This is a genomic window from Ruegeria sp. O4 (assembly GCF_056535125.1).
Genome location: NZ_JBQERO010000004.1, coordinates 171,843 through 197,817, shown reverse-complemented (window position 1 = coordinate 197,817; position 25,975 = coordinate 171,843). Strand labels below are relative to the sequence as shown.

General features: G+C 59.4%; 32 protein-coding genes and 1 pseudogene. 15 read left to right on the top strand and 18 right to left on the bottom strand.

Annotated elements, in window-relative coordinates; translation table 11 throughout:
• Nucleotides 1–64: 64 nt before the first annotated feature.
• Nucleotides 65–877 (top strand): type I methionyl aminopeptidase, encoded by an 813-nt coding sequence (map, locus tag ACR0J7_RS08145; RefSeq protein ID WP_480773093.1) that lies wholly within the window; start codon nt 65–67, stop codon nt 875–877.
• On the opposite strand, the gene ACR0J7_RS08140 is transcribed toward map, so the two are convergent.
• Genes ACR0J7_RS08140 through ACR0J7_RS08125 form a run of 4 tightly spaced genes read right to left on the bottom strand, consistent with a single transcriptional unit; the run spans nt 865 to nt 3,466 of the window.
• Nucleotides 865–1,044: a hypothetical protein gene (locus tag ACR0J7_RS08140; protein ID WP_267364635.1), complete on the bottom strand. Its 180-nt coding sequence runs from the start codon at nt 1,042–1,044 to the stop codon at nt 865–867. The genes map and ACR0J7_RS08140 overlap by 13 nt on opposite strands.
• Before the next feature lie 25 nt (nt 1,045–1,069).
• Nucleotides 1,070–1,705, bottom strand: a complete 636-nt coding sequence (locus ACR0J7_RS08135; protein WP_480773115.1) for an HAD family hydrolase — start codon at nt 1,703–1,705, stop codon at nt 1,070–1,072.
• Nucleotides 1,698–2,258 carry a 16S rRNA (guanine(966)-N(2))-methyltransferase RsmD gene (rsmD, locus tag ACR0J7_RS08130; RefSeq protein WP_480773092.1) on the bottom strand — a complete coding sequence of 187 codons (561 nt, stop codon included), beginning with the start codon at nt 2,256–2,258 and terminating at the stop codon, nt 1,698–1,700. Before rsmD ends, ACR0J7_RS08135 begins: the two co-directional genes overlap by 8 nt.
• Nucleotides 2,255–3,466, bottom strand: a complete 1,212-nt coding sequence (locus ACR0J7_RS08125) for an NAD(P)/FAD-dependent oxidoreductase (RefSeq protein WP_480773091.1) — start codon at nt 3,464–3,466, stop codon at nt 2,255–2,257. Before ACR0J7_RS08125 ends, rsmD begins: the two co-directional genes overlap by 4 nt.
• Before the next feature lie 99 nt (nt 3,467–3,565).
• On the opposite strand from ACR0J7_RS08125, the gene ACR0J7_RS08120 reads away from it, so the two are divergent.
• From ACR0J7_RS08120 to ACR0J7_RS08105, 4 genes are all read left to right on the top strand, one after another.
• Nucleotides 3,566–4,051, top strand: a complete 486-nt coding sequence (locus ACR0J7_RS08120) for a peroxiredoxin (RefSeq protein ID WP_209598443.1) — start codon at nt 3,566–3,568, stop codon at nt 4,049–4,051.
• Nucleotides 4,052–4,154: 103 nt separating this feature from the next.
• The gene (locus tag ACR0J7_RS08115) at nt 4,155–4,400 is read left to right on the top strand and encodes a glycine zipper 2TM domain-containing protein (protein ID WP_480773090.1); all 246 of its coding nucleotides are present in this window, start codon (nt 4,155–4,157) and stop codon (nt 4,398–4,400) included.
• Nucleotides 4,401–4,410: 10 nt separating this feature from the next.
• A complete protein-coding gene (locus ACR0J7_RS08110) occupies nt 4,411–4,758 on the top strand; it encodes an EF-hand domain-containing protein (RefSeq protein WP_267364627.1) in 348 nt (115 codons plus the stop codon).
• Between the two features lie 15 nt (nt 4,759–4,773).
• Nucleotides 4,774–5,085, top strand: a complete 312-nt coding sequence (locus ACR0J7_RS08105) for a hypothetical protein (protein ID WP_480538291.1) — start codon at nt 4,774–4,776, stop codon at nt 5,083–5,085.
• Here ACR0J7_RS08105 and ACR0J7_RS08100 read toward each other — a convergent pair.
• From ACR0J7_RS08100 to ACR0J7_RS08085, 4 genes are read right to left on the bottom strand one after another with little or no spacing between them, the layout of a single operon-like run.
• Nucleotides 5,082–5,375 carry a 4a-hydroxytetrahydrobiopterin dehydratase gene (locus tag ACR0J7_RS08100; protein WP_209505128.1) on the bottom strand — a complete coding sequence of 98 codons (294 nt, stop codon included), beginning with the start codon at nt 5,373–5,375 and terminating at the stop codon, nt 5,082–5,084. The genes ACR0J7_RS08105 and ACR0J7_RS08100 overlap by 4 nt on opposite strands.
• Nucleotides 5,372–6,559 (bottom strand): GNAT family N-acetyltransferase, encoded by a 1,188-nt coding sequence (locus ACR0J7_RS08095; RefSeq protein ID WP_480909871.1) that lies wholly within the window; start codon nt 6,557–6,559, stop codon nt 5,372–5,374. The genes ACR0J7_RS08100 and ACR0J7_RS08095 overlap by 4 nt, the downstream gene beginning before the upstream one ends.
• A gap of 45 nt (nt 6,560–6,604) precedes the next feature.
• On the bottom strand, nt 6,605–7,372 hold the full coding sequence (locus tag ACR0J7_RS08090; protein WP_480898571.1) for a glycerophosphodiester phosphodiesterase family protein: 768 nt from the start codon (nt 7,370–7,372) through the stop codon (nt 6,605–6,607).
• On the bottom strand, nt 7,369–7,824 hold the full coding sequence (locus ACR0J7_RS08085; RefSeq protein ID WP_480898573.1) for a RidA family protein: 456 nt from the start codon (nt 7,822–7,824) through the stop codon (nt 7,369–7,371). Before ACR0J7_RS08085 ends, ACR0J7_RS08090 begins: the two co-directional genes overlap by 4 nt.
• Nucleotides 7,825–8,174: 350 nt before the next feature.
• On the opposite strand from ACR0J7_RS08085, the gene ACR0J7_RS08080 reads away from it, so the two are divergent.
• Together ACR0J7_RS08080 and ACR0J7_RS08075 are read left to right on the top strand one after the other, a co-directional pair.
• On the top strand, nt 8,175–8,945 hold the full coding sequence (locus tag ACR0J7_RS08080) for an MlaA family lipoprotein (protein ID WP_209505277.1): 771 nt from the start codon (nt 8,175–8,177) through the stop codon (nt 8,943–8,945).
• On the top strand, nt 8,935–9,534 hold the full coding sequence (locus ACR0J7_RS08075; RefSeq protein WP_480913821.1) for an MlaC/ttg2D family ABC transporter substrate-binding protein: 600 nt from the start codon (nt 8,935–8,937) through the stop codon (nt 9,532–9,534). The genes ACR0J7_RS08080 and ACR0J7_RS08075 overlap by 11 nt, the downstream gene beginning before the upstream one ends.
• A gap of 102 nt (nt 9,535–9,636) precedes the next feature.
• Here the strand turns inward: ACR0J7_RS08075 and fliP are convergent, their stop codons facing one another.
• The 4 genes from fliP to fliF are packed head-to-tail and all read right to left on the bottom strand — an operon-like array spanning nt 9,637 to nt 12,827.
• On the bottom strand, nt 9,637–10,368 hold the full coding sequence (gene fliP, locus ACR0J7_RS08070) for a flagellar type III secretion system pore protein FliP (RefSeq protein WP_480913819.1): 732 nt from the start codon (nt 10,366–10,368) through the stop codon (nt 9,637–9,639).
• Complete coding sequence (locus tag ACR0J7_RS08065) at nt 10,368–10,655, bottom strand: FliM/FliN family flagellar motor switch protein (RefSeq protein ID WP_209598452.1); 288 nt, start codon at nt 10,653–10,655, stop codon at nt 10,368–10,370. Before ACR0J7_RS08065 ends, fliP begins: the two co-directional genes overlap by 1 nt.
• Entirely contained in the window at nt 10,648–11,244 is a 597-nt protein-coding gene (locus tag ACR0J7_RS08060; protein ID WP_480913817.1) for a FliH/SctL family protein, read from the bottom strand. The genes ACR0J7_RS08065 and ACR0J7_RS08060 overlap by 8 nt, the downstream gene beginning before the upstream one ends.
• Nucleotides 11,244–12,827, bottom strand: a complete 1,584-nt coding sequence (gene fliF, locus ACR0J7_RS08055) for a flagellar basal-body MS-ring/collar protein FliF (RefSeq protein WP_480913815.1) — start codon at nt 12,825–12,827, stop codon at nt 11,244–11,246. The genes ACR0J7_RS08060 and fliF overlap by 1 nt, the downstream gene beginning before the upstream one ends.
• A 118-nt stretch (nt 12,828–12,945) precedes the next feature.
• Here fliF and ACR0J7_RS08050 point away from each other — a divergent pair, with 118 nt between their 5' ends.
• Genes ACR0J7_RS08050 through ACR0J7_RS08030 form a run of 5 tightly spaced genes read left to right on the top strand, consistent with a single transcriptional unit; the run spans nt 12,946 to nt 17,577 of the window.
• Nucleotides 12,946–13,443, top strand: coding sequence for a flagellar basal body-associated FliL family protein (locus tag ACR0J7_RS08050; RefSeq protein WP_480870884.1), 498 nt, complete (start codon nt 12,946–12,948; stop codon nt 13,441–13,443).
• Nucleotides 13,444–13,452: 9 nt separating this feature from the next.
• A complete protein-coding gene (locus ACR0J7_RS08045; protein WP_480538299.1) occupies nt 13,453–13,935 on the top strand; it encodes a hypothetical protein in 483 nt (160 codons plus the stop codon).
• Nucleotides 13,932–14,516 carry a MotE family protein gene (locus ACR0J7_RS08040; protein ID WP_480484556.1) on the top strand — a complete coding sequence of 195 codons (585 nt, stop codon included), beginning with the start codon at nt 13,932–13,934 and terminating at the stop codon, nt 14,514–14,516. The genes ACR0J7_RS08045 and ACR0J7_RS08040 overlap by 4 nt, the downstream gene beginning before the upstream one ends.
• 47 nt (nt 14,517–14,563) lie before the next feature.
• Nucleotides 14,564–15,433 carry a flagellar motor stator protein MotA gene (gene motA / locus ACR0J7_RS08035; RefSeq protein ID WP_480484555.1) on the top strand — a complete coding sequence of 290 codons (870 nt, stop codon included), beginning with the start codon at nt 14,564–14,566 and terminating at the stop codon, nt 15,431–15,433.
• Nucleotides 15,430–17,577, top strand: coding sequence for a hypothetical protein (locus ACR0J7_RS08030; RefSeq protein ID WP_480538301.1), 2,148 nt, complete (start codon nt 15,430–15,432; stop codon nt 17,575–17,577). The genes motA and ACR0J7_RS08030 overlap by 4 nt, the downstream gene beginning before the upstream one ends.
• Nucleotides 17,578–17,635: 58 nt before the next feature.
• Here the strand turns inward: ACR0J7_RS08030 and ACR0J7_RS08025 are convergent, their stop codons facing one another.
• On the bottom strand, nt 17,636–19,003 hold the full coding sequence (locus ACR0J7_RS08025; RefSeq protein ID WP_480913812.1) for an MmgE/PrpD family protein: 1,368 nt from the start codon (nt 19,001–19,003) through the stop codon (nt 17,636–17,638).
• 119 nt (nt 19,004–19,122) lie between these two features.
• Nucleotides 19,123–20,577 (bottom strand): betaine-aldehyde dehydrogenase, encoded by a 1,455-nt coding sequence (gene betB, locus ACR0J7_RS08020; protein WP_480913810.1) that lies wholly within the window; start codon nt 20,575–20,577, stop codon nt 19,123–19,125.
• Between the two features lie 187 nt (nt 20,578–20,764).
• On the opposite strand from betB, the gene ACR0J7_RS08015 reads away from it, so the two are divergent.
• On the top strand, nt 20,765–21,094 hold the full coding sequence (locus ACR0J7_RS08015; protein WP_480487031.1) for a hypothetical protein: 330 nt from the start codon (nt 20,765–20,767) through the stop codon (nt 21,092–21,094).
• 3 nt (nt 21,095–21,097) lie between these two features.
• Here ACR0J7_RS08015 and ACR0J7_RS08010 read toward each other — a convergent pair whose 3' ends face one another.
• Both ACR0J7_RS08010 and trhO read right to left on the bottom strand, forming a co-directional pair.
• Nucleotides 21,098–21,610: a potassium channel family protein gene (locus tag ACR0J7_RS08010; RefSeq protein ID WP_480487029.1), complete on the bottom strand. Its 513-nt coding sequence runs from the start codon at nt 21,608–21,610 to the stop codon at nt 21,098–21,100.
• A 65-nt stretch (nt 21,611–21,675) separates the two neighbouring features.
• On the bottom strand, nt 21,676–22,581 hold the full coding sequence (trhO, locus tag ACR0J7_RS08005) for an oxygen-dependent tRNA uridine(34) hydroxylase TrhO (protein ID WP_480913808.1): 906 nt from the start codon (nt 22,579–22,581) through the stop codon (nt 21,676–21,678).
• Nucleotides 22,582–22,678: 97 nt separating this feature from the next.
• On the opposite strand from trhO, the gene pncA reads away from it, so the two are divergent.
• Nucleotides 22,679–23,272, top strand: coding sequence for a bifunctional nicotinamidase/pyrazinamidase (pncA, locus tag ACR0J7_RS08000; RefSeq protein WP_480559277.1), 594 nt, complete (start codon nt 22,679–22,681; stop codon nt 23,270–23,272).
• On the opposite strand, the gene ACR0J7_RS07995 is transcribed toward pncA, so the two are convergent.
• Complete coding sequence (locus ACR0J7_RS07995) at nt 23,269–23,802, bottom strand: hypothetical protein (RefSeq protein WP_480559275.1); 534 nt, start codon at nt 23,800–23,802, stop codon at nt 23,269–23,271. The genes pncA and ACR0J7_RS07995 overlap by 4 nt on opposite strands.
• Before the next feature lie 164 nt (nt 23,803–23,966).
• Between ACR0J7_RS07995 and pncB the strand changes: the two genes are divergently transcribed.
• Complete coding sequence (gene pncB, locus ACR0J7_RS07990) at nt 23,967–25,259, top strand: nicotinate phosphoribosyltransferase (protein WP_480484546.1); 1,293 nt, start codon at nt 23,967–23,969, stop codon at nt 25,257–25,259.
• A 57-nt stretch (nt 25,260–25,316) separates the two neighbouring features.
• Here pncB and tnpA read toward each other — a convergent pair.
• Nucleotides 25,317–25,747: pseudogene (gene tnpA, locus ACR0J7_RS07985) on the bottom strand (IS200/IS605 family transposase).
• Nucleotides 25,748–25,975 lie beyond the last annotated feature (228 nt).

Below are 25,975 nucleotides of genomic sequence, written 5' to 3'. Positions count from 1 at the left end.
CTGGTACTTTCTGCACAAGCAGCGTAAAAGAAGTGCCGCGCGTAACATTTGGAGCTTTGCGTCGATGAAAGAGCATCGTGGCCGCCTGACCAAGGACGGTATCCGCATCTATGAACAGGGTGATTTTGCCGGGATGCACGCGGCGGGCGCTCTGGCGGCGCGGATATTGGATGATATCGCCGCGCATGTCTTTCCCGGTCAGACCACGGGTGCGCTTGACGGGCTGATCACTCAGATGGTCGAGGATGCGGGCGCGACCTCGGCCACGATCGGCTACAAGGGGTACGAGCACGCCAGCTGCATCAGTGTGAACCATGTGGTCTGCCACGGCATTCCCGGTGACAAGAAGCTGAAGGATGGCGATATCCTGAACATCGATGTGACCGTCATCGTGGATGGCTGGTTCGGTGACACCTCGCGCATGTATGTGGCGGGCAAACTGCCGCGCAAGGCCGAGCGTCTGATCCAGGTAACCCATGACGCGCTGTTCAAGGGCATCGAGATGGTCAAACCGGGCAACACGTTCGGCGATATCGGCCATGCCATTCAGGCCTATGTCGAAGCGCACCGGATGAGTGTTGTTCGCGACTTTTGCGGGCACGGTCTGGGCCGCGTGTTCCACGCGCCGCCGAATGTGCTGCATTATGGCCGCCCCGGCACAGGCGCGGTTCTTGAGGAAGGCATGTTCTTTACCATCGAGCCGATGGTCAATCTGGGCCGCCCCGAAACCAAGACACTGGCCGATGACTGGACCGCCGTGACCCGCGACAAGTCGCTGTCGGCACAGTTCGAGCATTCGGTGGGCGTAACGGCGGATGGGGTCGATATCTTTACCCTGTCACCGGGCGGCAAATTTCACCCGACCTATTCGTCCTGATCGGCGGCCTGTTCGCGCAGGAGTTTCAGCAGCATCGTCTCAGCCCCCCAAGGGGTAACCGCATCGTGGATGAACACCGGCGCGCGCAGGGGCTTGGGGTCAGGTTTCGCCATGACCTCGGCGTCGCGGGAGACTGTCCAGACAAAGGGTGTCAGAGCATGATCCATGGCTGCACCCTAGCACAGTTGGGGGTCAGAGTCCCAACAGCGGGTGCGCCTGTGACATATCCGTGATCACCTCGGCCCCAAGATCGGCCAGCCTGTCACCACCGCCATGCGGCGCGTAGGCCAGACAGCGCATATTGGCCCGGATTGCGGCTGTAACGCCATTGTGGCTGTCTTCGATGACCACCGGGGCCTGTGCGCCAAAATTCTCGGCCGCCAGTTGGAACATCTTTGGATCAGGCTTGCCGGTGCCAAGCACATGGGCCGAGAACATCACATCTTTGAACCGGTCCCAAAGCCCATTCTGGCCCAGCGTGATCTGCATCTTGTCCGGGCTGCCGTTTGAGGCCACGCAACAGGGGATGCCCCGCTGATCCAGCGCCGCAAGCAGGTCCTCGACACCCGGCACCAAAGGCACACCGGCGCGCAGGCGGTCGTAGGTTTCGGCATAGACCTGATCAATCCAGTCTTCGGGCAGATCAGCGCCCATTCCACGCGCCTTGTCGCGCACCCCGACCATGGTTCCGCCCACAAACAGGGACATGCATTCGGGCAAGGTCAGGTGCAGGCCATAGCCCGCCAGATTGTCCGCCAGCACCTGGTTCGAGATCACCTCGCTGTCGACCAGAACGCCATCGCAATCGAAAATGACCAGATCATGCACTTTGATCACCGTTCCGCATCAATGAAATATACGTGTCGCCATATTTGCGGCTTTCGTGCAACGTGAACCCGGCCGGAGCCTGCATCCGTGAGTTTTCTTCCCAAACCAGCAGCGCATCATCCGCGATCCAGCCATTGGACAGCGCGGCAATGGCTTTCTGACCCATGGCCTTGCCATAGGGCGGGTCCAGAAAGATCAGATCGTAGGGTGCGCCCGGATTTTCGCCCAACCGGGTTGCATCCCGGCGGATCAGGTCGGTGCGCCCGGCACTGCGGGTCAGGTCGATATTCTTGCGGATCAAACCCTGCGCCACGCGCCCGTCATCGACGAAGGTGACATGCGCCGCGCCGCGTGACAGTGCTTCGAGCCCGAGCGCCCCGGTGCCAGCAAACAGGTCCAACACGCGCAGGCCGTCGAAATCGATCTGATGGACCAGCACGTTGAACAGGCTTTCGCGCACCCGGTCGGTGGTCGGGCGCAGATGTGCGCCCGCATCGCCCTTGCCGATGGGGGTCAGGGCGCGACCGCGGAACTCTCCGGCGATGATCCTCATGCCTTGAGCAGCGGTTTAAGGTCTGCATCCGGGTCAGCCACGACGGCCGGGTCTGCCGTTTTTCCCATCTCGATCAGGCGCTTGCCAACCATATAGGCGCGCGGATCGTTCATCGCGTCGACCGCAATCAGCTTGTCACCGTTGTAATACCAGAAGGATACGGTCTGCCCTTCGCCCTGCCGCGTCACCACGCGGTCATATCCGGTGTTCAGGCCCGCGATCTGAAGCTTGACGTCGTATTGATCCGACCAGAACCACGGGGTTGCCACATAATCCTTGGCCGCGCCCAGCATGTTCTGGGCCACGATCTCGGCCTGATCAATGGCGTTGGGGACGCTTTCCAGACGGATGCGGCCTTCGCCATGCGGAAAAGAGGCGCAATCGCCAGCCGCCCAGATCGACGGGTCGGACGTGCGGCCATGGGCGTCGGTCCTGATGCCGTTATCCAGTTCCAGCCCGGCCATCTCGGCCAGCTGGGTCGCGGGTGCAATGCCGACGCCAACCACTACAAAATCAACGTCCAACTTTGTGCCGTCGGTCAGAACCGCGCCGGTGACCTTGCCGTTTTCGCCGATCAGACGATCCAGCCCGACACCCTCGCGGATGTCAGCGCCGTATGCACTGTGCAACGCGCGGAAATAATCGCTGGTCTCGGGCGCTGCGACCCGTTGCAGGATACGGTCGGCCATTTCAATCAGAGTGACCTTGACGCCGCGCTTGGCGCAGACAGCGGCAGCTTCGAGCCCGATATACCCGCCGCCCACGATCAGCGCGCGGGCGCCTTCGGTCACTTTGGGCTCCATCTCGTCGATATGGGCCAGATCGCGCACCACATGCACACCGTCCAGATCGCCACCAATCGCGGCAGGCAGGCGGCGCGGGTCCGATCCGGTGGTCAGCGCCAGTTCGTCGTAAGAGATAACCTCATCCCCCAGCGTGACCGTTTTGGCCTTGGGGTCGATACCGGTGACGCGCTGACCCAGACGCAGGGTGATGTTGTTTTCCGTATAAAAACTTTCAGGCCGCAGGAACAGACGCTCAAGCTCCATCTCGCCCAGCAGATAGGCTTTGGACAGGGGCGGGCGCTGATAAGGCAGATGCGGCTCGGCCCCGATCAGAGTGATTTCACCCTCAAACCCGTCCTTACGCAGACGGGCCACCAAAGACGCGCCTGCCTGCCCCGCGCCGATCACGACAATATGGCTCATGCTTTGCCTACCCCGCAGTTTTCAAGTGGTCACCGTGTTCAGACCACCTATATTGCGGCTAAGCCCAATTCTGCAAATCCAAACGACAGGAGCTGAATAATGATTTCAACAGGAGATACCCTGCCCGAAGCAACGCTGATCCAGATGGGTGCGAACGGGCCGGAAGAGGTGCGGATTTCAGACAAGACCAAAGGCCGCAAAGTGGTGATCTTTGCCGTGCCGGGGGCCTATACCGGCACCTGCACGACCGCCCATGTGCCCAGTTTCATCCGTACAAAGAAACAGTTTGACGCCAAGGGCGTGGACGAGATCCTGTGCCTTTCGGTCAATGATCCGTTTGTGATGCAGGCGTGGGGGCAATCCACGGGCGCGACCGAGGCAGGGCTGACCATGGTATCGGACGCGGCGGCAGAGTTCACCAAGGCCATCGGCATGGATTTCGACGCGCCGCCCGTGGGGCTTTTTGCGCGATCCAAGCGATATGCAATGCTGGTCGAGGATGGCAAAGTCACGGTGCTGAATATGGAAGAAAACCCCGGCGCCTGCGAAATTTCCGCCGGAGAAGGCCTGCTGGATGTGATCTGATTTTGATCGGCCCCGGTCCGACCGGGGCCTTTCGCCGCCAATTTAACTTGAAGCACCGCCCCAGAGCGCGAATACTTGGCGTATTCATACGGGGAGTTTTTTCATGAAACTTAACGCGTTCTTCCTATTACTGTCCGGCGCGGCCCTTTTGGCGGCCTGCGGACCGGCCCCAACCCCGCAACAGCAAGCCGCACGCCAGCACGAAATCGCCTGTCTGGGCGGAACGTTGGGCGGGGCGCTGATCGGGGGCGCCATCGGCAACCAGTTTGGTGGCGGATCGGGCAAGACGATCCTGACCGCGGCGGGCGCTGCCGCCGGCGGCATCGAAGGTCAGAGATTCGCGTGCTGAGGAGGTCGATATGAAACAGTTAAGCCTGGTGATATTCATGGTGGCTTTGGCCGGTTCGGGTCACGCCGAAAGCGTGGCTGAGCTGCACGAAAACGAGTTGAGGGCCATCGACGCCAACAATGACGGGTTCCTGTCCAAAGACGAGTTCGATGCTTTCTCGGATTACGCCTTTCAAACGATGGACGAAGACAGGAACGGCACTCTGGGTCAGGCCGAGGCCAAACCGTTCATGGACATCAAACTGTTCCGCAACGCTGACCGAAACGGCGACAACGTAATCTCAAGACCTGAATTTGACACCCAGATGGGTGAGGATTTCCTGTCTGCCGATCAGGACGGGAATGGTCAGCTTGATTAATGGCAGGAGCATGAGATGAACAAATGGCTCGGTTTGACAGCGCTGGCGCTGGTTGCGGCCTGTGACGTGCCGCAGGCCCCGTTGGTGACAGGCCCGGACGGACAGGCCCGCATTCAGATCAACCTGTCTGGCCTGACCTGCTATGAAACCAAGTGTCTGGATATCAACCCGGCCGCGCGCAGTGTGCGCCAGATCGGAAACAAGACCACGGGTATTCCAAGGGCGATTGACGTCAGCGACGGCACTGTCACGCCTGCCGAGTTCCGGCAGATGGGCACTGCCGCATCGCTGGCTGGCGGTGAAGGGTCAGGCCGCAACGACCGCTAGCACAGACTGTCCATCTTGCGGGCCAGTTTGGCATCCAGCGAGGACAGGCCGCCCACATCATGGGTCGACAAGACAACCTCGACCGTGCGGTAGACATTGAACCATTCGGGGTGATGGTTCCACTTCTCGGCCCAGATTGCCACCTGTGTCATCCAGCCGAAGGCATGGACAAAATTGTCGAAAATGAAAGTCTTGGTGATCGCATCGCGGCCTTCAACCATGGTCCAACCGTTTTTGAACAGCGGATCCAGCAGCGGGCCACGGGTTTCGGTCGACAAGAGTTCGGTCATTGCTGTTCCTCCGGGTTCGATTTCCTGAACGGGCCGTAATCCGTCAGAATCTCGATCTCTTCTTCCACTGCGTGGCCTTCGGCGTCCAGATATTTCTTGACCGCATCAGCTAAACCCGGATCGCCCACCCAATGCAAGCTATGCGTGCGTGTTGGCAGGTACCCTCGCGCCAACTTGTGTTCGCCCTGTGCGCCTGCCTCGACCCGGGCCAGACCTTGGGCAATGGCAAAGTCGATTGCCCTATAATAGCACAGTTCGAAATGCAGGCAGGGATGATGTTCGATGCAGCCCCAATAGCGCCCAAAAAGGGTTTCTCGGCCGATGAAGTTCAGCGCACCCGCAATGGGAAATCCATTCCGTTCGGCCAGCACAAGGGCCATGTCTTCTGCCATCGTGTCCTGTGCAATATCAAAGAACTGCCGCGTCAGATAGGGTGAGCCCCATTTGCGCGATCCGGTGTCCTGGTAGAACCGCCAGAACGCGTCCCAGTGTTCGGGGCGCAGCTGGTCACCGGTCAGAGTGCGGATCTCACCGCCAAAACCACAGGCCTGCGCGCGTTCTTTCCGGATAGTTTTGCGCTTGCGCGACGACAGCGCGCTCAGGAAGTCGTCGAAATCCGCATAGTTATCGTTCAGCCAGTGAAACTGCTGCGATCGGCGCAGCATCAGGCCCATCTGTTCGCCAGCAAGGGCTTCGTCTTCGGTACAGAAGGTCGCGTGAAGGGACGAGACCCGGTTGTCAGCTGCAAGCTGCACCGCCCCCTGAACCAGCGCCGACATGCCGATCCGTTCATAGCCCGGACGCACCAGAAACCGCCGCCCGGTTGCCGGGGTGAACGGCACCGCGATTTGCAGCTTGGGGTAATACCGCCCGCCCGCGCTTTCATAGGCATGGGCCCAGCTGTGATCGAAGATATATTCACCCTGGCTGTGCGATTTGGCATACATCGGGGCCGCCGCGATCAGCATCCCGTCAAGATAGGCGGTTAGGTATTGCGGCTGCCAGCCGGTGCCCCGCCCGACCGAGCCGCTGTCCTCCAGCGCAAGCAAAAAGCGATGCGTGGTAAAGGGATCAAGCGGCCGCCCGCCATCGGCAGCTTCGGGGCAGGCGCAGGCATCCCACTCTGCCGCTGGAATCTGCGACAGAGCGCCCAGTACCTGAATCTCGATCTGTGCCTGATCCATATGTCCTCCGCGCCTGTCCTTTATCTGTGACCGCACGGAGGGGGTTCAAGTCGAATGCGCGGCCAAATAGCCTTCGAAGGTCACATTGTCGGCAACCTTGCGGGCTTCTGCCTCTTGTTCGGGCGACCGGATTGTCCAACACAGGATCGGCACGCCCCGCGCCTTGAGTTCCGCCACGCGGGGGCGCGACAGGTCCGCGGCTTCGTGGCTGATGAAACTGGCGCCGACACGGTCGAAATCCGGGATATCGCGCAGGTGATCGCAGACGCTTTGCGGCAAAAGCTCGACACTGGGTTCATAAGCGCAGGTCGTGATCCCGCGCGGCAGATGCGGGGCGAGCCGCGCCAGTTCAGCGACCGAGTTGGGATTGAAGGACATCACGGCCACCGGGCCTTTGTAGCCCTGCAACGCGCGTACCGTGTCGCGTTCAAGCGCGCCCACATTCGTGCCCATCGCCCCGTCCTGATCCTTTAATTCGATCAGCAACGGCACCCGGCCCGCGACAATGTCCAGCACATCATCCAGTGTCGGAATGCCTTCTTCCCCATACAACAGCGGCGTGCCAGAGGCAGCCAGTGCCGTGACCTGCTGAATGGGCCCCGACTGCCCGGTCAGACGGGTCATGTCATAATCGTGAAAGACCATTGCCTGGTCGTCCGATGTCAGTTGAAGATCGATCTCGATCCCGTAGCCAGCTTCAATCGCGGCACGAATGGCCGCCCGGCTATTTTCCGGGCGGTTCTTGGTAATGTCATGCAGCGCCCGATGCGCAATCGGGGCCTGCAAAAACACATCTGGTAGGGGCGGCGTCATTCGATTTCGAAAATGCCTTCGATCTCGACCGCAACACCCAGCGGAAGCGACGCCGCGCTGACGGCGGAACGCGAATGGCGACCGGCATCGCCCAGCACCTCGACCAGAAAATCGGACGCGCCGTTGATCACCTGCGGCTGTGCCGTGAATTCAGCGGTCGAGTTCACGAATCCGGTCAGTTTGATCACGCGGACCAGCTTTTCGATATCGCCGCCGCAAGCCGCCTTGACCTGTGCCAGCAGGTTGATCGCGCAGACACGTGCCGCCGCAGCCCCGGCTTCGACATCCAAGTCGTCGCCTAGTTTACCGGTGATCAGCTTATCAGTCTTCGAGATCTGGCCGGATACATACAGGATATTGCCGACACGCACGAAAGGCACATAGTTGGCCGCAGGCGCGGGTGCTTCTTCCAGCGTTACACCGAGGCTTTCCAGTTTGGCAGCGATGCTCATTGCGAGGGTCCTTCCCTAAATTCAACTCTGCGGGACGCTAACCGGGAAGCACGAATTGGGAAAGACGGAAACCGGCAAATTTCGGCCTTCCTGCGATCTGAGCGTATCTTTACTGAAAATTCACTGTTGATCGACGGTCACTTTACCCCACCGTGATGAACAGGTTACACGCAAGGTGTTTCATTTAAGACCTGAAACGACTATGTGACTGCAACTTGTGCCGCCCCGGCACGTGGATTTTGGTGGATTATTGATTGAATGTCCGGCAGGCGCATGTGCCGGGCCATTTAGGAGAGACAAAGATCGTGTCGAGCAGATTTCGCCTGAAACACCTTGTTTTACTGTCGCTCATGGCCCTTGTGTCCGCTTGCGCAACGACGCCGCCCGAGGGTGCCTCGCGCAGTGACGTGTTTGATCCGTATGAAAATGCGAACCGGGGAATTCACAAGTTCAATCTGGGTGTTGACCGGTTTCTGTTCCGGCCGGCCTCGAAAGGCTATGTCAAAATCGTTCCTGACCCGATGGTCACCAGTTTCAGCACTTTTGCCGAAAACATCTCGCTGCCCGGTCAGGCTGTTGACTACCTGCTTCAGGGCAACCCGAAACAGATGGGCAACGCCCTGCTGCGCTTTGTGATCAACATGACCGTGGGTGGCTTTGGCCTGTCTTCGCCCGCTGATGAGCTGAACCTGCCACCGGTGGACACGGATTTCGGTGAGACCCTGCATGTCTGGGGGGTTGGCGAAGGCGCTTATATCGAGCTGCCATTCTATGGCCCGTCGACCCAAAGGGATGCGATCGGGGTTGTGGTCAACCTGTTCTCGAACCCGATCAATTTCAGCCCGACCCGCCCCGCCGATAACCTTGGCGTCTACGCCGAGATCGTGCGGCGCATGGGCGATCGGGGCCGGTTCTCGGATACTGTCGATTCCATTCTTTACGAAAGTGCTGACAGCTATGCGCAGGCCCGCCTGATCTATCTGCAAAACCGCCGCTTCGAACTGGCAAGAGATGACGAAGACGCCTATCTGGACTTGTACTCTGACCCCTATGCCGAAACCGGAACGGACCCGGTGAGGGACCCCTATCTTGACCCCTATGAGGACCCCTATGCTGAATAACGCGTTGAACCGTCGTCATTTTATCGCAGCCGGGCTGGCGCTGGCAGTGCTGCCCGCACCTGCCTTTGCCCAGACCGAGGCCGCCGCCAAGGCGCTTGTGACCAGCGTGGTTTCCGACATCAACCGGGTGATCGAGTCGGGTAAATCCGAAAAAGCGATGCTGCGCGATTTCGAAAAGATCTTCGCGCAGTATGCCGACGTGCCGATCATGGCGCGCTATGCGCTGGGTGCGGACGCGCGCGCAGCCAGCCCGACCCAGCTGAAACAGTTCACCGCTGCCTTTCAGGGCTATATCTCGCGCAAATACGGCCGCCGCTTTCGCGAATTCATCGGCGGTGAGGTCGATGTGCGCAATGCCCGCAAAATCAAGGCCGGGTTCGAGGTTCGCACAATGGTCAAGCTGCGCGGATCAGCCCCGTTCGATGTGACGTTCCTTGTTTCCGACAAATCCGGCCGCGACAAGTTCTACAACATGTTCATCGAAGGCGTGAATCTGTTGCTGACCGAACGCACCGAGATTGGCGCTATGCTCGATGCCCGCAAAGGCAACCTGAATCAGCTGATCACGGACCTGAAAAAGACGGGTTAAGCCGGTTCCGGCGCAAATGAGCGCCGGAAAACGCGTTTTCTGTGCAATTCTGAAGGGCCAGGCTTGTCTGGCCCTTTTTCGTGAGGGTCCCCTTGGGCAAATCTAGGGCATGTAGCTGCGCACCAGCGCGCCTGCGATCAAAGCCCACCCGTCAGCGATCACGAAAAACGCCAGCTTGAACGGCAGTGACACGATGGCAGGTGGCACCATCATCATGCCCATCGACATCAATACCGCCGCAACCACAAGATCGATGATCAGAAAGGGCAGGAAGATCAGGAACCCGATCTGAAAGGCACGCGCGATCTCGGACAGCATGAAAGAGGGCATCAACACCGATAAGGGGGCCTGCGCAGACAGTTCGATCGCGTCACCGCCGGGGCGCAGGGCCGCCATTGCGTAAAACGTATCGGAATCCAGCCGGTTGGCCATGAAGACGCGAAACGGCTCTAACGCGCGTTCCAGCGCGGGCTCAACCGCCATGGTTTCTTCCATCATCGGGCGTATGCCCGCGGCCCAGGCCTCGGTGAACACCGGGTCCATGATGAAATAGGTCAGAAACAGCGCAAGACTGACCAAAAGCATATTCGGCGGTGATTGCTGCAGGCCAACGCCCTGCCGCAGGATCGACAGCACGGTGATCAGAAACGGGAAACAGGTGATCATGATCGCCAGACCCGGAGCAACGCTGAGCACCGTGATCAACAGGATCAACTGGATGGTGCGGGCCGAGATCGAACCGCCTTCGCCCAGCGACAGGGTCACATCCTGAGCCGCCGCCATTGACGGCAAGGTCACCACCACAGCCAGACCCAGCCAGATCACATAGCGCATCAGCCGATTCCGTTTTGCAGATCTGCAATCTCGGTCAGGCGCACGGCCAGTTGCCCCGCCTGATCGCCATCCATCTCCTCAAGCACCCCGCGTGCCACCAGCTGATCCCCGACATACAGGTCGACCGGGTCCTCGATCCGCTTGTCCAGGGTCAGCACCGCGTTCTCACCCATGTTCAGCAAATCCCGGATCAACGGGCGGGCGCGGCCAACCGAAACGGTCACTTCAATCGGAACCGTTTCGAAAGGATTGGGTTTTTCGGTTTTCGGGAACTGGGTGTCATTCATTGGACAAAGCCTTTCTTGCCTCAAAGACGTATGCTTCAAATGCCTGTGCAATGGTCGACAGCAGGGCCGCGCAATCAATCTCGCGCCGGCTTGTGCCGACCTGTAATCGCGCCTGTCCAGGTGCCAGGCCAGGGTCTTCGATGACACGCGGTGCGGAGTGCAGGGTCCGCGGCAGCAGGGATTGCACGGCTTGCGCGCACCCTTCCGGCACCATAATTTGCATCGGTTGTTCGATTTCGACGCGCGCCATCTCGCAAAGCTGTTCGACGATCCGGGCGGCCAGCCCGCGTTCGACCATGTCAGGCAATACGGTCTGAACCAGGCTTTCGAACATCGGTTCCAGAGACAATGTCATCCGGGTAAGCGCCTCGTGACAGGTGAAGGACATATCCTCGAGCGATCCCGCCAGTTCGGCCGAAACACGGTCGCGGTTCTGTTCCTGCGCCTGCGCGGCATCCTCCCAACCGGCACCGTACCCGCTTTCGAACGCGGCAAGGCGTTGTTCTTCCAGCGTTTCCTCGTCCAGGTACAGAACGGCTCCGGCGCTGGTTCGGGTGGTGAAATCCTCAAGCAGATGAGCGATGGACATCACACGCGCTCCTCACCTTCTTCGAGCCAGCTGCGAAGGATCTCGACCGTTTCTTCCTGCTTGTCGCCAATCATTGCGCGCAACCGATCAACCGGATCCCCGGTGGCACTGACCCCAAGCGCGGGAACGGCCCCTTGTTGGGGCAGCGGCGTGAACTCTGCCGTTCCGTCGGCTGCAATTTCACCGGTCAGGACCGACGGGGCCGGTGCCCCTCCCTCCGCAGCCGGCAACAGCGCCGGGACCATTGCGGGGTTCATCAGGATTGGACGGATCACGAACAACGCCAGCACAAGCGACACCAGCGCCAGTGCGGCCATCTGGATCAGTGACATGGCGTCCAGATGGATGTTTTGCCAAAACGAAGAGGAAACCAGAGTGCCTTGCGGCGCGACCGTCGGTAAATCCAGTGATTTCAGCGTGATGACGTCCCCACGCGCGGCGTCAAATCCCACAGCCGAGGCCACCAGCTCCTCAAGTGCGTCGAGTTCCGTCTGTGGCAGCGGCGTGAAGGATTCAGCGCCCGAGGCATCCACCGCCCGCGTTCCGTTAACCAGAACGGCAACCGTCAGGCGTTTGATCGCACCCGGGGCAGTGTGCACCTCCAGCTCGGTTTCGGAAACCTCGTAATTCACCCGCTCGCGTGTCTGGGTCCCGGTCGAATTCGATTCCTCCCCCCCCGCGCCATCGCCGTCGGGCAGGTTTGAGGCCACCGTGACATCAGCTGACTGGTTGCGCACGCTGTCAGAGCGTTCCTCGACATCTGTGCTGATCGCCACTCTGCTTTTGGGGTCAAAGCGCCGCTCACGCAGGGATTCCGTCCTGGTTACGGTATCGACGCTGACCTCGACAACCGCATTCCCCGTACCGACACGCGCTTCGACCAGACGCAGAACCCGTTCCCGCAGCTGCCGCGCCTTGTCATCTGCCGTGTCAGCGGCCACGGCGGTGTCCTGCCCGCCAATCACGGACCCGTTCGAATCGATCACAGTCACGCTTTCAGGCGACAGACCACTAACGGCCGAGGCGACAAGAAACCGGATAGCCTTGGCCTGATCGCCGGTGATCTCGCCCCCCGAGGGCACCAGATAGACCGAAGCCGTCGGTGCGACGCTGCGCTGAAACGGATTGGCAGAGCCATTGGCGATATGAACGCGGGCCTGGCTGACATGCGGGCTGCCCACGATTGTACGCGCCAGTTCACCCTCTTTCGCGCGCCAGTAGGCGGCATCAAACATCTGGGAAGTGGTGCCGAAACCGTTCAGAGAATCAAGCAGTTCGTAGCCCTTGGTGCCGTTGGCAGGCAGACCTTCGCTGGCCAAAGTCATCCGCAGCTCGTCCCGCTGTGCGCCCGAAACGTAAATTGATCCGCCCCGAATCTCGTAGGCCACGCCACGCTGATCCAGCGCACGCACGATATCCCCGGCGGCCCCGCTTTCCAGACCCGCGTAAAGCAGGGTCATCGAAGGCGCTGTCGCAAGGCGCGACATTCCGAGGATCCCGAGAAACACCAGTACAACCGCACCGGCAACGACGATTTGTTTACGCCTGTCCAAACTTGCCCAGACAGTTCCGATCTGCTGCACGCTCACCTCCGACTCGCCGACATTCTGCCCGGCGCATCCTCTGTTTGGACGATTGCCCTTAACAATCGGTTAGTCCCTGCGAGGTTATGACAGGACAGATCACAGGAATGAGGACGTCATGACCGACGCAACGGCTGAACAGGCGGAAGCCCCGGAAAAGAAGGGGAAAAAAGGAATGATCGTCGGGGTGATTCTGGCCATCGCCGGTGCCGCCGGTGGGTATTTCCTGACCTCGTCCGGGCTGCTGCCGCTGGGGAACAAGGCCGAGAAGGCGGAAAGCCATGACTTGGAAAAGGAAGAACCGGCCAAGGCATTGGCGGATGTTGCCTTTCTCGATTTGCCGCCGGTGATCGTTTCGGTGAATTCCGGCGGCGCGCGGCATCTGAAGTTTCACGCACAGCTTGAGGTTAACGCCCCGTACATGACTGACGTGGAAAAAATGCGACCGCGAATCATGGATGTCCTGAACGGGTATCTGCGGGCCGTCGAATTAATGGATCTTGAGGATTCACTGGCGTTGATGCGCATCCGGGGCCACCTGCTACGCCGCATCGAGATTGTCGTTGGCGAAGGTCGCGTGCGCGACGTGCTGGTGATGGAATTTGTTCTGAACTAGGAGGCGAAATTGGAGCTGATTGCGGATATTTTGCTGGTCGCCGGCGCCATGGGTGCGGGTCTGTATTGTTTTGTGCTGTCGCGCCGTCTCAAGCGTTTTGCCGATCTTGAAAAAGGCGTCGGCGGCGCGGTGGCGGTGCTGTCGACCCAGGCGGAAGAGTTGCGGAAATCACTGGATGATGCGCGCAACGCCTCTGATCAGTCAGGCGACCAGCTTAAGGCGCTGACGGGGCGCGCCGAAACGGTGGCACAGCGGCTGGAACTCATGATGGCGTCAATGCACGACGTCGTGCCCGAAAAAGACGCTGATCCCCAACCCGAGGCAGAGGTTTCAGAGACAAGTACCATCACCGAAGTTCCGGAGAGCGTGAAGCACGAAGGCAAACCCGAGCCGCAGGCCAGCGAAGCCGCTGCGCCCCAAGAACAGGCACGCGCACCTGAGGGGCTGATGTTCTTCCGGCATGACCGCAAGCAAGGCGAGGCGCAGGCATGAGCCGCCCGCGGATCAACACTCCCAACGCGCGGCCCCGCGGAGGGGTGCTTGCCGTGATCTCATTGCTGATGATCGGCTCGGCCGCTATCCGCATCGGACTGGAAGCCGGACCCGCCTTTGCCAAACCAGCCAAACCTGAGGCGGAACACGATGAACCCGTCCCGTCCGACACCCGTGACATGCAGGTTTTGCTGACAGAGCTTTTGCGCCGGGAAGAGCGTGTCAAACAAAAGGAAGACATGCTGCGCGAGCGGGAAAACGCTCTGGAAATCGCGGGTCAGGCTATCGAGATGCGCATGGCCGCGCTTGAGGAGGCCGAGGAGTCGTTGCGCACCACTCTGGCGCTGGCGGACAGGGCGGCGGAAAACGACCTGACGCGCCTGACCGATGTCTATCAGAACATGAAGCCGAAAGACGCGGCTGCGCTGTTCGAAACCATGGACCCGACCTTTGCCGCCGGGTTTCTGTCACGCATGTCACCGGATGCGGCAGCCGGGGTTCTGGCGGGGCTCAGCCCCGAAGCGGCCTATACGATCAGCGTTGTCATGGCGGGCCGAAACGCCTCGGCCCCTCAGGAATAGTCGCCCGTGTTCCCCGCAGTTGCAACACACATAGCCGGAGATCTCAGATGATTGGAATAGTTGGAATTGTCGTCATTTTCGTGATGGTCTTCGGCGGCTATCTGGCCGCTGGCGGCAAGATGACCATCATTCTAAAGTCGCTTCCGTTTGAGATGATGATGATCGGTGGTGCCGCGGTTGGTGCCTTTTTGATCAGCAACGACATCGGCGGCGTGAAACACACGATCAAGGACATGGGGAAGGTCTTTAAAGGCCCGAAATGGAAGCCCGAGGATTACCGCGACCTGTTGTGCCTGCTGTTTTCCCTCATCCGCATTGCCCGCGCCAATCCGGTAGAGGTGGAACAGCATATCGAAGACCCCGGCAGCTCGGACCTGTTTTCGTCCTACCCCAGAATTCAGGCCGACAAGGAAGCGGTTGATCTGATTTGCGACACGATGCGGTCCGCGGCGATGAATTACGACGATCCGCATCAGGTCGAAGAGGTTCTTGAGAAACGGATGGAAGCGAATTTCCACCATGCCCTGCATTCGAGCCACGCCTTGCAAACCGTGGCCGACGGCCTGCCCGCGCTTGGAATTGTCGCCGCCGTTCTGGGGGTAATCAAGACAATGGGGTCCATTGATCAGCCACCGGAAGTTCTGGGAAAACTGATCGGCGGCGCCCTTGTGGGTACGTTTCTGGGTGTCTTTCTGGCCTACGGTCTGGTTGGTCCCTTTGCGGCCAAGCTGAAATCCGTTGTCGAGGAAGACAACCACTTCTATCAGTTGATCAAGGAAGTTTTGGTTGCAAACTTGCACAACCACAATGCTGCTATGTGCATTGAGGTCGGACGCCAGAACACACCAACGCATAACCGCCCTGATTTCTCTGAGCTTGAGGATGCGTTGAAAGAGCTCAAACGGGCCGCGGCATGAGGCAAACCGCGATACTGGTTGCAGCATTGATCACACTTGCAACGGCCGCAACCTCTGAAGAGGTGACTGTGCGGTCCGGTGAACATGACGGCTACACCCGGCTGGTTTTCACCGTTCCACCGGATACGGGCTGGGTTCTGAGCCAACGCAAGAACGGCGCCAAGCTGGCAATTGACCTGAAGGATGTCACATTTCGGGCGGGTTCGGTGTTCGGGCGGTTGACATCAGATCGGCTGGCCGCGCTGTCGCAGGCGCAACCCGGTAGTGCGCTTGAGCTGGAATTCGGGTGCGACTGCACGGCGTCGGCGTTCCTGTTTCGAAACTCGATGATCGTTTTGGACATTGCACCAGCAATAGCTCTGCCGCCCTTGCTTGCGGAAATCCCTCCGCCGACCCGAAAAAAACCGGCAGCGCCGAAAGCTTCTCCCGCGGAACACAAGCTTCTTTCCCAGCTGGACCTGCCGCTTCTGACCGGGAAGACGCACGGGATCAGGGATCAGTTGTCGACCCGTCTGGTGCAAGGGGCGGATCGTGAGCTGCTGGACCTGAATTTGGCACCTGTCGGACCGCGCCGTTCTGCCTCGTCCGAGTCCGTGACGCTGTTACCCGGATTGACATCGAACATCCGCGTGACCTCGGTTCTGGATGATCTGCAGGACATTCTGAACTCTGGTTTGCAGCAGATCGATAACAACCCGGTTTGTATCTCAACGGCTGAACTCGGGTTCACGACATGGTCCGGGACGCGCCCGTTTCCAGAGCAGGTGTCCGCCTTGCGCACCGCCCTATACAAAGAGTTCGACCGTCTTGACGCGGAAAGCGCGCTGAAGCTGGCAAAGCTCTATGCCTATAACGGCTTTGGGGCCGAGGCGCTGAAGGTTTTGCAGTTATTGCCCCCCCCACCTGATGAGGCTGGACGTGTTGAAGGGATTGCACGGCTGGTGGATGAGCGGCCAGCACAGGTTTCAAATCCATTCAGGGGCCAGCAACGGTGCAACAGCGACGTCGCACTTTGGGCCGTGCTATCTGAGGGAAAGCTGGCACCTGATGCACATCTTGAAGCCATCGAACACAGCTTTGCAAAGCTGCCAGAGCATCTTCGCCGCCACCTTGGCGCGCGACTTTCGGATATCCTGACAGACGCGCAGGAACTGGAGGCCGCGCGAAGAATCATGCGTTCGGTCGACCGGGTTGAACAGAAGCCGTCCCCGAACACCACGCTGGCCCGTGCTGGCGTCGCCGAAGCCGAAGGCGACAGCGCCCTTGAAGAGGCGCTGTTGACCGAAGTCGCGACCTCGGCCGGGGCCAAGTCCGAGGCGCCTTTGGCTTTGGCGCGGCTGGTGGAAAAGCGGTGGTCCGACCGCAAGACTGTGTCTTCAAGGGAACTTGAACTGGCCGCGTCTTACGCGATCGAGTTCCGGCGATCTGAACTGGGCCCGATGATGAACCGCACCCATGCGATTGCCCTGGGTCTGAGCCAGGATTTCGACAGCGCATTCGATGTGATCCAGTCTTTGCCAGACGGTTCGGACAGCAACAGCGCTTTCAACCGTCACCTGCAACTGCTGGCAGAACGCTCAGACGACCTTACCTTTTTGCGTCAGGTCACATTGGTGCAGCAGTCGGGTCGGGCGGCGGCGCTATCCACGGATACCGTGATTACACTGGCCGAACGCCTGGCCGTGCTTGGCTTTGCCGATCAGGCCGTTGCGCTGGCAAACAGGCCTGAGGATCGGGCCCGGCGGTCAGAGCGTGCCCGTCTGCGCGCCCGTGCGGCGTTGTTGTCGGACCGCCCGCAACAGGCCATGCTTGAGCTGGCCAATGATACCTCGGACGAGGCGCTCGTCCTGCAGGCGCAGGCGTTGGACAAGGTGCAGGACTATGCGGCGGTGGCCGAACTCATGCAGAACCGCGGGCAACAGGAAGAAGCAAACCGATACCTATGGCTGGCCGGGTTACCGGAGGAAAGGATTGGGCCCTCTGACGGAAAGTACGCAAGCCTCAACCAAACCTCCGAGGCCCTTTTGGCCCCGCCGATTCGCGTGTCAGGCAAGCCGTTGGCGGATGCGGGAAGCCTGCTGGAGGACAGTCTGGCAACGCGGCAGAGGATCGTCGAAATGCTGAACACGGTCAGGGTGGAGTGAGGTTTCACAGCCAACCGGTCCAGTTGCCCGGATCGTTGCAGGCGGGTCGGGGCGCGGTTCACGGTTCTGGTGGATCAAAAATCAGCGGTGTCAGGTCTGCATACCGCGCGCTTTTGTCCGGCCAACTAAGTATCACTTGACGGATGCGGTCGGCACGATCTTGTCCAAGCACGGGGGCCGCAAACTGCGTATACTTGGCGATGACATCGTCCCGTGACATGGGGGCCTCGGGGCCGCCGCGGGCATGAATATCCCCGGATTTCAGAACACGGCCATCCGTTGTCGTGATCGTGACGTCTGCCCAGCGCCCTTCGGGAAACCGGGAGCTGTGGTGTTCGCTTTCCGCGACCGTGATGCGGGACATCAGATTGGCGACCGCAGGATCAGACAGGCCAGACCCTGAGATATGTTCAACGCCGATGCGCCCGTAAACGGCCTGAACTGCCACGGCAAATGGCAGGGAATACTGCGCTTGCGAGGTTGTTTCGGGCAGTCCCGCAAAAAGGCAGGCCGCCTGATGAAAGCTGCTGATATGCAAAGTTTCGATCCGCGCGCTGGTCAGGTCATGCGCGATCATGACTGCGCGCACGCCATCAATCGCGGCATGGGCCCAGCGACAGATCGGATAGGGTTTCACGTATTGATGTTCGACCTGCCAAAAGGTTCCCAGATCTTCCCAGTAGGGTGTGACCTCTTCCGCCTCGATTGTGATGGCGGGCGCGCCGGTAAAGCCGCGTTCGGCCAGAACAGCGGCGGACAGCCCCACCATCGTGCCCCAACCCGACCCGTCATGCAGCATTGTGGGGTTGGCAATCTCGCGCATCATCTGGCTGCGTGGCCCGTGATATTCGGCAATTCCCATCGCCTGCCGCATCTGGTCGACAGATAATCCGCGCAGGCGCGCCGCCATCGCAACCACGCCCAGCGCGTTCCAGGCACCGGATGTGTGGTAATCGCTGACACTGGCGTGCAGCGATAGGCCCGCGCGCCCGGCCACCTCGTACCCGGTAACGACCGCCGCCAAAGCCTCGGGTCCGGTCAGGTTCGGGCAATGTTCGGCCAGTGCGGTCAGCGTTGGCAACACAACCACCCCGATATGGCCCTTGGTTGGGTTGTATCCATCGTGACCATCCAGATTGTCGGTCTGCGTGGCGGCGGCATAGGCGGCACCCGCCATGCTGACGGTACGGCCATCGAATAGCATCCGTGCGCCATATGCAGGATCCGTGCTGGCATAAAGCAATGCCGCCGTGTCCCGCGCGATCACGCCTGCCTGCATCGGGCCGGATGCGATCAGGATCCCCATCGTGTCGAGCATCATCAGCGCCGCAGCCTCTAGTGCGCTTTCAGGCATGTCCGAGGCCGCACGGGTCAGCGTGAAATCGGCAACCCTGGAAAATGTATTTGTCTGCGGGTTATGCGTCATGAGAGCTCTCCTGTCGGGCGGGGCCGGTACAGGAAAGTCAGCCACAGGTAAGGGCGGGCTTGTACTCTGTTCCCGACGCCAAATGTCGGGAACAGAGGAAAACGAACGAAGAAGAGACCCTAGTAAGGGGCTTCGACGTCATTCATGGAAACGTAGACCGTTTTCATTTCCGAAAAATGGTTGATCGCCAGCTTCGAATTCTCGCGTCCGACACCCGACATTTTCGATCCGCCGAACGGGGCTTCGACCGGGGCAAGGTTATAGGTGTTGATATAACAGGTTCCGGCCTCAAACCCGGCCACAACACGGTGCGCGCGGGTCAGGTCATTGGTGAACACGCCTGCGGCCAGACCAAATTCGGTGTCATTGGCACGGGCCATGACCTCGGATTCCGTGTCGAAATCCAGCACCGACATGACGGGGCCAAAGATTTCCTCGCGCGCGATGGTCATGTCATCGGTCACATCAGCAAAAACGGTTGGCTGCATGTAGAAACCGCCGCCTTCGATCCGGTTGCCGCCAAAGACCAGCCTTGCGCCCTCGGCCCTGGCTTTGTCGACGTAGCTCAGCGCGATGTTCAACTGGTTTTCGCTGACCATCGGACCAAAGCTGACGTCCTCGTCCATCGGATCGCCGATTTTGGCGTTGGCCAGACGTTCGGACAGGCGTTTCAGGAAGGCATCCTTGATCCCTTTTTGCACAAAGACGCGGGTACCGTTGGAACAGACCTGGCCCGATGAATAGAAGTTGCCAAGGATCGCGCCGGACACCGCGTTTTCGATGTCGGCATCGTCAAAGACGATCATCGGAGATTTGCCGCCCAGTTCCATGGTCACGTGCTTCATACCGTCAGCCGCCGCGGCATAAACCTTGCGGCCTGTCGGCACCGATCCGGTCAGCGAGACCTTGGCCACACGCGGATCGGTGACCAGCGCGGCGCCTACCTCGCCATAGCCCTGAATCACGTTGTAGACACCCTTGGGCGCACCGGCCTCAACCAGAATCTCGGCCACTTTCAAAGCCGAAAGGGGCGTCGTTTCCGAGGGCTTGAAAACCATAGCGTTGCCGCAGGCCAGCGCCGGGGCACCTTTCCAGCAGGCAATCTGCGTGGGATAGTTCCACGCCCCGATGCCGACGCAAACGCCCAGCGCCTGACGGATGGTGTAGACGAAATCGCCACCGCCCAGCGGAATATGCTCGCCGGTCAGAGAGGCGGCCAACCCGCCGAAATATTCCAGCGCATCCGCACCTGATGTGGCATCTGCCACCGTGGTTTCCTGAAGCGGTTTGCCGGTGTCATGGGTTTCCAGAACCGACAGGTCGTAGTTGCGGTCGCGCATGATGTCGGCCGCGCGGCGCAGAATGCGACCGCGTTCCGTTCCGGTCAGTGCGGCCCAGGCTGCCTGAGCCGTTTTCGCACTGTTCAGAGCCTTTTCCACAATCGCCGGTGTCGCCGAATGCAGGCGGGCAATCAGCTCGCCGGTGGCGGGGTAGATCACGTCAATGGCCGCGCCTTCGTTATCCTCGACATAGGTGCCGTCAATGAAATGGCTGGCCTTGGGCTGAAACTTCATACCGTGTCCTTTTCTTTAACACCCGTCTGGACGGGGCATTTGGTCGTCTGGAATCGGCCCTAAAGGTTATTGACTGGCCAGTCAATAAAATCATCCAAGCGGCAAGATAACGCCTGCCATCGCTCACAAACCTTGAAATTTTTGGTTAATGTTCTATATATGTTCCACATAGTCAGAGGACAAACCGATGACCCAGCACATGCGCCACGTGGCACTGAACGGGCCAAACAACGACTACCATCTGCTTCCGGTAACAGACCGGCAGATGCGATATGCGCGCGCCATTGCCGAGAAATCAGCGCTTGAGATCCCGGTCGAGGCGCAGCGCGACAGGCGGTTGTTGTCCGACTGGATTTCGGCCCACAAACCGCGCGGCACCTCGCAATTCGACGATTACCCGACGGGCAAGCAGGTGGCATTCGCCGAACGGATCTCACGCAGCAAGCACCGCCCGATCCCGTCCGAGTGTTTTCGGGACAAGAAAATGATGTCCCGCTGGATTGATCACAACAGATAACCCTTACTTAGGGTCTTCTGGCGCATGATTGCGGGTATAAAGCGCAACCGCAGCCGCAACAAACATACCCAGCAGAATGTAACCGGTCACAGCCTCGGACACTGCAAGCCCGCGACACAGGCCGGTCGGGGACATGTCGCCATACCCGACCGTGGTGAAGGTGACATATGAGAAATACAGGACATCCCCCGGACCCTGCGCCCCGACCACACAGTTGTCGTTGTACCCAAAAGCCCCGTAGACGGCGGCGAACAGGAACGGGACGACCTGGATGAATGACACGCCCATCAGGAACAAAAGCCGTCGCGGCGATTTCACCTGTGTCATGTAGTACCAGGATTGCGACACCAGCCAGATCAGCAGGCCAACCGACGCGATTGTTCCGATCATGTCACCCGCAGCGGTTTCGTTCAGGCGCGACAACCCGAACCAGGCAAGAAAGCTTGTCAGAACCAGCCCCAATGCCGCAATCAGGGTCGATTTCCATTCTTCCAAAGTTGTGGGTTTGCGATGCATGAACGCTCTCTCAGCCTAGTCTGAGGGTGATCATCCGACCTAAAGCAAGGGCCTGCAACCCGCTTTCAGTCCTGACGCAAATGCGGCTCGCCCCGCTTGCGCGCAAGCACTATCTGTTTTTGCCGTTCACGAAAGCGCATCTTGTCGGCCTCGGAGGTTTCGTCGATGCATTGGTGACAGGACACGCCATGTTCATATTCGGGGCGTTTCATATCCTCGGGCAGGATCGGGCGACGGCAGCCATGGCACAGCTTGTGCGGTCCTTCAACAAGGCCGTGCCCTACCGAGACACGGTTGTCGAACACAAAACATTCACCCTGCCACGAGCTGTCTTCGGATGGCATCTCTTCAAGATAACGCAGGATGCCACCTTTGAGGTGATAGACATCATCTACCCCCTGCCCCAGCAAATAATTGGTGGACTTCTCGCACCGGATGCCGCCGGTGCAGAACATGGCAACGCGTTTGTTGTGAAAGCGGTCCTTGTTCGCCTCCCACCAGGCAGGAAATTCGCGGAAGCTGGCTGTTTCAGGGTCTATTGCGCCTTCAAACGTGCCGATCGCCACTTCGTAGTCATTGCGGGTATCGATCACCACGACATCGTCCGAACGGATCAGATCATTCCAGTCCTGCGGATCGACATAGTTGCCGACACGGGCGCGCGGATCGACATCCGGCTGACCCATGGTCACGATCTCTTTCTTCAGCCGCACCTTCATCTTGCCGAAAGGCGGATGGTCCGAGGTCGCCTCTTTCCACTCCAGATCCGAGCAACCGGGCAAGGCTCGGATATGTGCCAATACCGCATCGATTCCGGCGCGTGGACCTGCGATGGTGCCGTTGACACCTTCCTGCGCCAGCAACAACGTCCCGGTGACAGACTGCGCGCGGCACAGGTCAAGCAACGGTTCGCGCAGTGTGACGGGGTCTGGGAATCGGGTAAAGTGATAGAGGGCAGCGATCGTGTACATATGCGCGATCTACCCCCGCAAACCCGGAGTCGCAAGGGATTGCATTGACGCCCCGGCCCCGGCCCCCTACCGATAAGGCAGTTATACGGAGGCCGCCATGACCCATGCCCTGCTTGTCATCGATGTCCAGAACGATTTCTGCCCCGGCGGTGCCTTGGCGGTGGCCGGAGGAGACGAAATCGTCGCGTCTATCAATACCATGATGGAGGAGTTCGACGCCGTGATCCTGACGCAGGACTGGCATCCGGCGGGGCATTCTTCCTTTGCCAGCTCGCACAAAGGCAAAAACCCGTTCGAGCTGATCGACATGCCTTATGGCCCGCAGGTGCTGTGGCCGGACCATTGCGTTCAGGGCTCAAACGGTGCTGCGTTTCACCCCGAGTTGCGCACCGATGGCGATTTGATCCTGCGCAAGGGGTTTCGCAGTGGCATCGACAGTTATTCCGCGTTCTTCGAAAATGACCATCAGACGCCAACAGGCCTGAAAGGCTATCTTGAGACCCGAGGCATCACCCGTTTGACACTGGTTGGATTGGCGACCGATTTCTGCGTTCACTATTCGGCTGTAGACGCTGCCCGGTTGGGCATTGATGTCACAGTCCGGATGGATGCCTGCCGCGCGATTGACATGGACGGATCACTGGCTGCCGCCGAGCAGGCCATGCGCGACGCCGGTGTTACGCTGGCCTAAGGTGTCGCCCCGGCAGCTGCCAGCAGTTTGATCGTCACAAACAAAACAACGGCCAGCCCAAACGCCAGCCCGATACGCCCCGAAATAGAACGCCGACGGTCCGAAACGGGTTGCTGTTGCTGTGGCGGCTGTTTGCGCACCTGACGCGTACGCACGATCCCGGCCATGGGCTGCGCCATCCGAATGTAATGCAGAAAATCCCACAGGTTGAATTCGCCGCAATACTCCCCCTGAACGCCGCGCGATTTTATGTTCTCAAACAGAGAACGCAGAATCCTGACCCGGTCCACCTGATCTTCGGCCGGAAACACACCGGGCACGATGCCGCTGTTCCGCGACTCGAGGCTGAACCCGGCATCCAGGAAAATCTTGCGGATTTTCGGCGATGTTCCCCGTAGCGCATCTGCTGTTCTGATGTCGCGAAACACCGCACACACCTGGCGTTCCACATCAGAGTCTGACCCCAGCTTCTCCGGGTCAATTTCGTTCAGTGCTACATTAACAATATCAAAATCGTACTCGAGACCCATTCACAAACTCAGTTTCGTCTTTCCATCCCCTTCTCTCACTAACCGGCGAAAACAATGCACAATATGCCCGTATTGTGACGTCATGCTGGCATTGTCACCAAATCAGCGACTCTTGCCATTCCCGTTGTCGATTGATCTAACTACGGAAATCGCAGGAGTTCCCCATGGTCGACATCGCGACCCGCGTCTACAATCATAAATGGAAGATTGACCCGATTGTCCGGTCTTTAATCGACACAGACTTCTACAAACTGCTGATGTGCCAGTCAGTGTTTCGAAACAAGCCCCAAACAAATGTGGTGTTTTCCCTGATCAACCGGTCGAATCACGTGCCTTTGGCCCGTTTGATCGATGAAGGCGAGCTGCGGGAACAGCTGGATCATATCCGTTCGCTTAGTCTCAGCCGGGGGGAAAGCACCTGGCTGCGGGGCAACATGTTCTATGGAAAACGCCAGATGTTCCGTTCCGATTTCATGGAATGGTTCGAGAATATGCGCCTGCCGCCCTACCACCTTGAACGCAAAGGCGATCAGTATGAACTGACCTTTGAAGGCAAATGGCACGAAGTCATGTTGTGGGAAATTCCGGCGCTGGCGGTGCTGATGGAACTGCGCTCGCGTGCTGTGCTGAACGACATGCGCCGGTTTGCGCTACAGGTGCTATATGCCCGCGCGATGACCCGCGTGTGGGAAAAGATCGAAAAGCTGAGCACGATCAACGGTCTGGGGATTGCCGATTTCGGCACGCGGCGACGGCATTCCTTCCTGTGGCAGGATTGGTGCGTGCAGGCGATGATCGAAGGGCTTGGCCCCGCGTTTACCGGAACCTCAAACTGCCTGATCGCGATGCGGCGTGAGGTTGAGGCCATCGGCACCAACGCGCATGAGCTGCCGATGGTCTATTCCGCGCTGGCCGACACCGATGCCGAACTGGCACAGGCCCCTTATGACGTTCTCAGCGATTGGCATGACGAACATGACGGCAATCTGCGCATCATTCTGCCCGATACCTACGGCACCAAGGGCTTTCTGGACAACGCACCCGACTGGCTGGCGGGCTGGACCGGTATTCGCATCGACAGCGGTGATCCGGCCACCGCCGCCGAGGTGGCCATCGACTGGTGGAAAGCGCGCGGTGAAGACCCGACCCAGAAACGGATCATTTTCTCGGACGGGTTGGATGTGGACAAAATCCAGGAATTGCATGCGCAGTTTGCTGACCGCACCAAAGTATCCTTTGGCTGGGGTACCTTGCTGACCAACGATTTCCGCGGTCTGGTTCCAAATGACTCGCTGGCACCGTTCTCATTGGTCTGCAAAGCCGTATCCGCCAATGGACGCCCGACGGTAAAGCTGTCGGACAACCCGGAAAAGGCGATGGGCCCGAAGGACCAGATCGAACGCTATAAGCGGGTGTTTGGCGTTGGCGCTCAGGAGGCGATCGAGGTGATTGTCTAAGCCAAGGCACAATATCAAACACTTATCCTCAATTCATATGATGCCGGGACTAAACGACTACAGATTGGCGTCGGCAGGATCGGCGATATGGTTTTCGAGGTATTGCAGCACGATGTTCTCGGTGATGGCGCCGTCGGTGGTTGAGAAATACCCCCAGCCCCAGAACCGGCGTCCACAGTAGCGGCTGCGCAGCGCGGGAATTTCCCGTTGCACCTTGTGAGACGAACGGCCCTTCATCTTGCGCACCAGACCCGAGATGGCAATCTTCGGCGGCACCGACACGAACAAATGCACGGGATCGCTCAACAACACCCCGCGCAAGATGTCGACCTCGTTCTCGTGGCAGACCTGACGGACGATGGCGCGCACCCGCAGGCGCACCGCACCGGTCAGCACCTTATAGCGATACTTGGTCGACCAGACGATATGGTACGGTGATAGAAAACGCAGTGCTTGCCAATATCATAACACGATTCTCCGCACTGAATCGGGCCCGACCGGAAGTCGAAGGGTTTGCGTCAAAGCGTGGATACTGAAACTTGTGGTGCCGCTGAAGGGACTCGAACCCCCGACCCCATCATTACGAATTTTGCCGTCCATGTGTTGGACGTAACCGGACCAGGCCCGCCGAACCCGCATAAACCATTATGATTGCTTTACTAATTCTCGTACCGGTTTTGGACGGTGCTGGACGATGCAAGAGAACGTTTGACGTA

Excerpts from the sequence above, each read along its gene's own strand:
- map (WP_480773093.1), top strand. The coding sequence starts at position 65 with ATGAAAGAGCATCGTGGCCGCCTGACCAAGGACGGTATCCGCATCTAT.
- ACR0J7_RS08140 (WP_267364635.1), bottom strand. The coding sequence starts at position 1,044 with ATGGATCATGCTCTGACACCCTTTGTCTGGACAGTCTCCCGCGACGCC.
- rsmD (WP_480773092.1), bottom strand. The coding sequence starts at position 2,258 with ATGAGGATCATCGCCGGAGAGTTCCGCGGTCGCGCCCTGACCCCCATC.
- ACR0J7_RS08125 (WP_480773091.1), bottom strand. The coding sequence starts at position 3,466 with ATGAGCCATATTGTCGTGATCGGCGCGGGGCAGGCAGGCGCGTCTTTG.
- ACR0J7_RS08120 (WP_209598443.1), top strand. The coding sequence starts at position 3,566 with ATGATTTCAACAGGAGATACCCTGCCCGAAGCAACGCTGATCCAGATG.
- ACR0J7_RS08115 (WP_480773090.1), top strand. The coding sequence starts at position 4,155 with ATGAAACTTAACGCGTTCTTCCTATTACTGTCCGGCGCGGCCCTTTTG.
- ACR0J7_RS08110 (WP_267364627.1), top strand. The coding sequence starts at position 4,411 with ATGAAACAGTTAAGCCTGGTGATATTCATGGTGGCTTTGGCCGGTTCG.
- ACR0J7_RS08105 (WP_480538291.1), top strand. The coding sequence starts at position 4,774 with ATGAACAAATGGCTCGGTTTGACAGCGCTGGCGCTGGTTGCGGCCTGT.
- ACR0J7_RS08100 (WP_209505128.1), bottom strand. The coding sequence starts at position 5,375 with ATGACCGAACTCTTGTCGACCGAAACCCGTGGCCCGCTGCTGGATCCG.
- ACR0J7_RS08095 (WP_480909871.1), bottom strand. The coding sequence starts at position 6,559 with ATGGATCAGGCACAGATCGAGATTCAGGTACTGGGCGCTCTGTCGCAG.
- ACR0J7_RS08090 (WP_480898571.1), bottom strand. The coding sequence starts at position 7,372 with ATGACGCCGCCCCTACCAGATGTGTTTTTGCAGGCCCCGATTGCGCAT.
- ACR0J7_RS08085 (WP_480898573.1), bottom strand. The coding sequence starts at position 7,824 with ATGAGCATCGCTGCCAAACTGGAAAGCCTCGGTGTAACGCTGGAAGAA.
- ACR0J7_RS08080 (WP_209505277.1), top strand. The coding sequence starts at position 8,175 with ATGGCCCTTGTGTCCGCTTGCGCAACGACGCCGCCCGAGGGTGCCTCG.
- ACR0J7_RS08075 (WP_480913821.1), top strand. The coding sequence starts at position 8,935 with ATGCTGAATAACGCGTTGAACCGTCGTCATTTTATCGCAGCCGGGCTG.
- fliP (WP_480913819.1), bottom strand. The coding sequence starts at position 10,368 with ATGCGCTATGTGATCTGGCTGGGTCTGGCTGTGGTGGTGACCTTGCCG.
- ACR0J7_RS08065 (WP_209598452.1), bottom strand. The coding sequence starts at position 10,655 with ATGAATGACACCCAGTTCCCGAAAACCGAAAAACCCAATCCTTTCGAA.
- ACR0J7_RS08060 (WP_480913817.1), bottom strand. The coding sequence starts at position 11,244 with ATGTCCATCGCTCATCTGCTTGAGGATTTCACCACCCGAACCAGCGCC.
- ACR0J7_RS08050 (WP_480870884.1), top strand. The coding sequence starts at position 12,946 with ATGACCGACGCAACGGCTGAACAGGCGGAAGCCCCGGAAAAGAAGGGG.
- ACR0J7_RS08040 (WP_480484556.1), top strand. The coding sequence starts at position 13,932 with ATGAGCCGCCCGCGGATCAACACTCCCAACGCGCGGCCCCGCGGAGGG.
- motA (WP_480484555.1), top strand. The coding sequence starts at position 14,564 with ATGATTGGAATAGTTGGAATTGTCGTCATTTTCGTGATGGTCTTCGGC.
- ACR0J7_RS08030 (WP_480538301.1), top strand. The coding sequence starts at position 15,430 with ATGAGGCAAACCGCGATACTGGTTGCAGCATTGATCACACTTGCAACG.
- ACR0J7_RS08025 (WP_480913812.1), bottom strand. The coding sequence starts at position 19,003 with ATGACGCATAACCCGCAGACAAATACATTTTCCAGGGTTGCCGATTTC.
- betB (WP_480913810.1), bottom strand. The coding sequence starts at position 20,577 with ATGAAGTTTCAGCCCAAGGCCAGCCATTTCATTGACGGCACCTATGTC.
- ACR0J7_RS08015 (WP_480487031.1), top strand. The coding sequence starts at position 20,765 with ATGACCCAGCACATGCGCCACGTGGCACTGAACGGGCCAAACAACGAC.
- ACR0J7_RS08010 (WP_480487029.1), bottom strand. The coding sequence starts at position 21,610 with ATGCATCGCAAACCCACAACTTTGGAAGAATGGAAATCGACCCTGATT.
- trhO (WP_480913808.1), bottom strand. The coding sequence starts at position 22,581 with ATGTACACGATCGCTGCCCTCTATCACTTTACCCGATTCCCAGACCCC.
- pncA (WP_480559277.1), top strand. The coding sequence starts at position 22,679 with ATGACCCATGCCCTGCTTGTCATCGATGTCCAGAACGATTTCTGCCCC.
- ACR0J7_RS07995 (WP_480559275.1), bottom strand. The coding sequence starts at position 23,802 with ATGGGTCTCGAGTACGATTTTGATATTGTTAATGTAGCACTGAACGAA.
- pncB (WP_480484546.1), top strand. The coding sequence starts at position 23,967 with ATGGTCGACATCGCGACCCGCGTCTACAATCATAAATGGAAGATTGAC.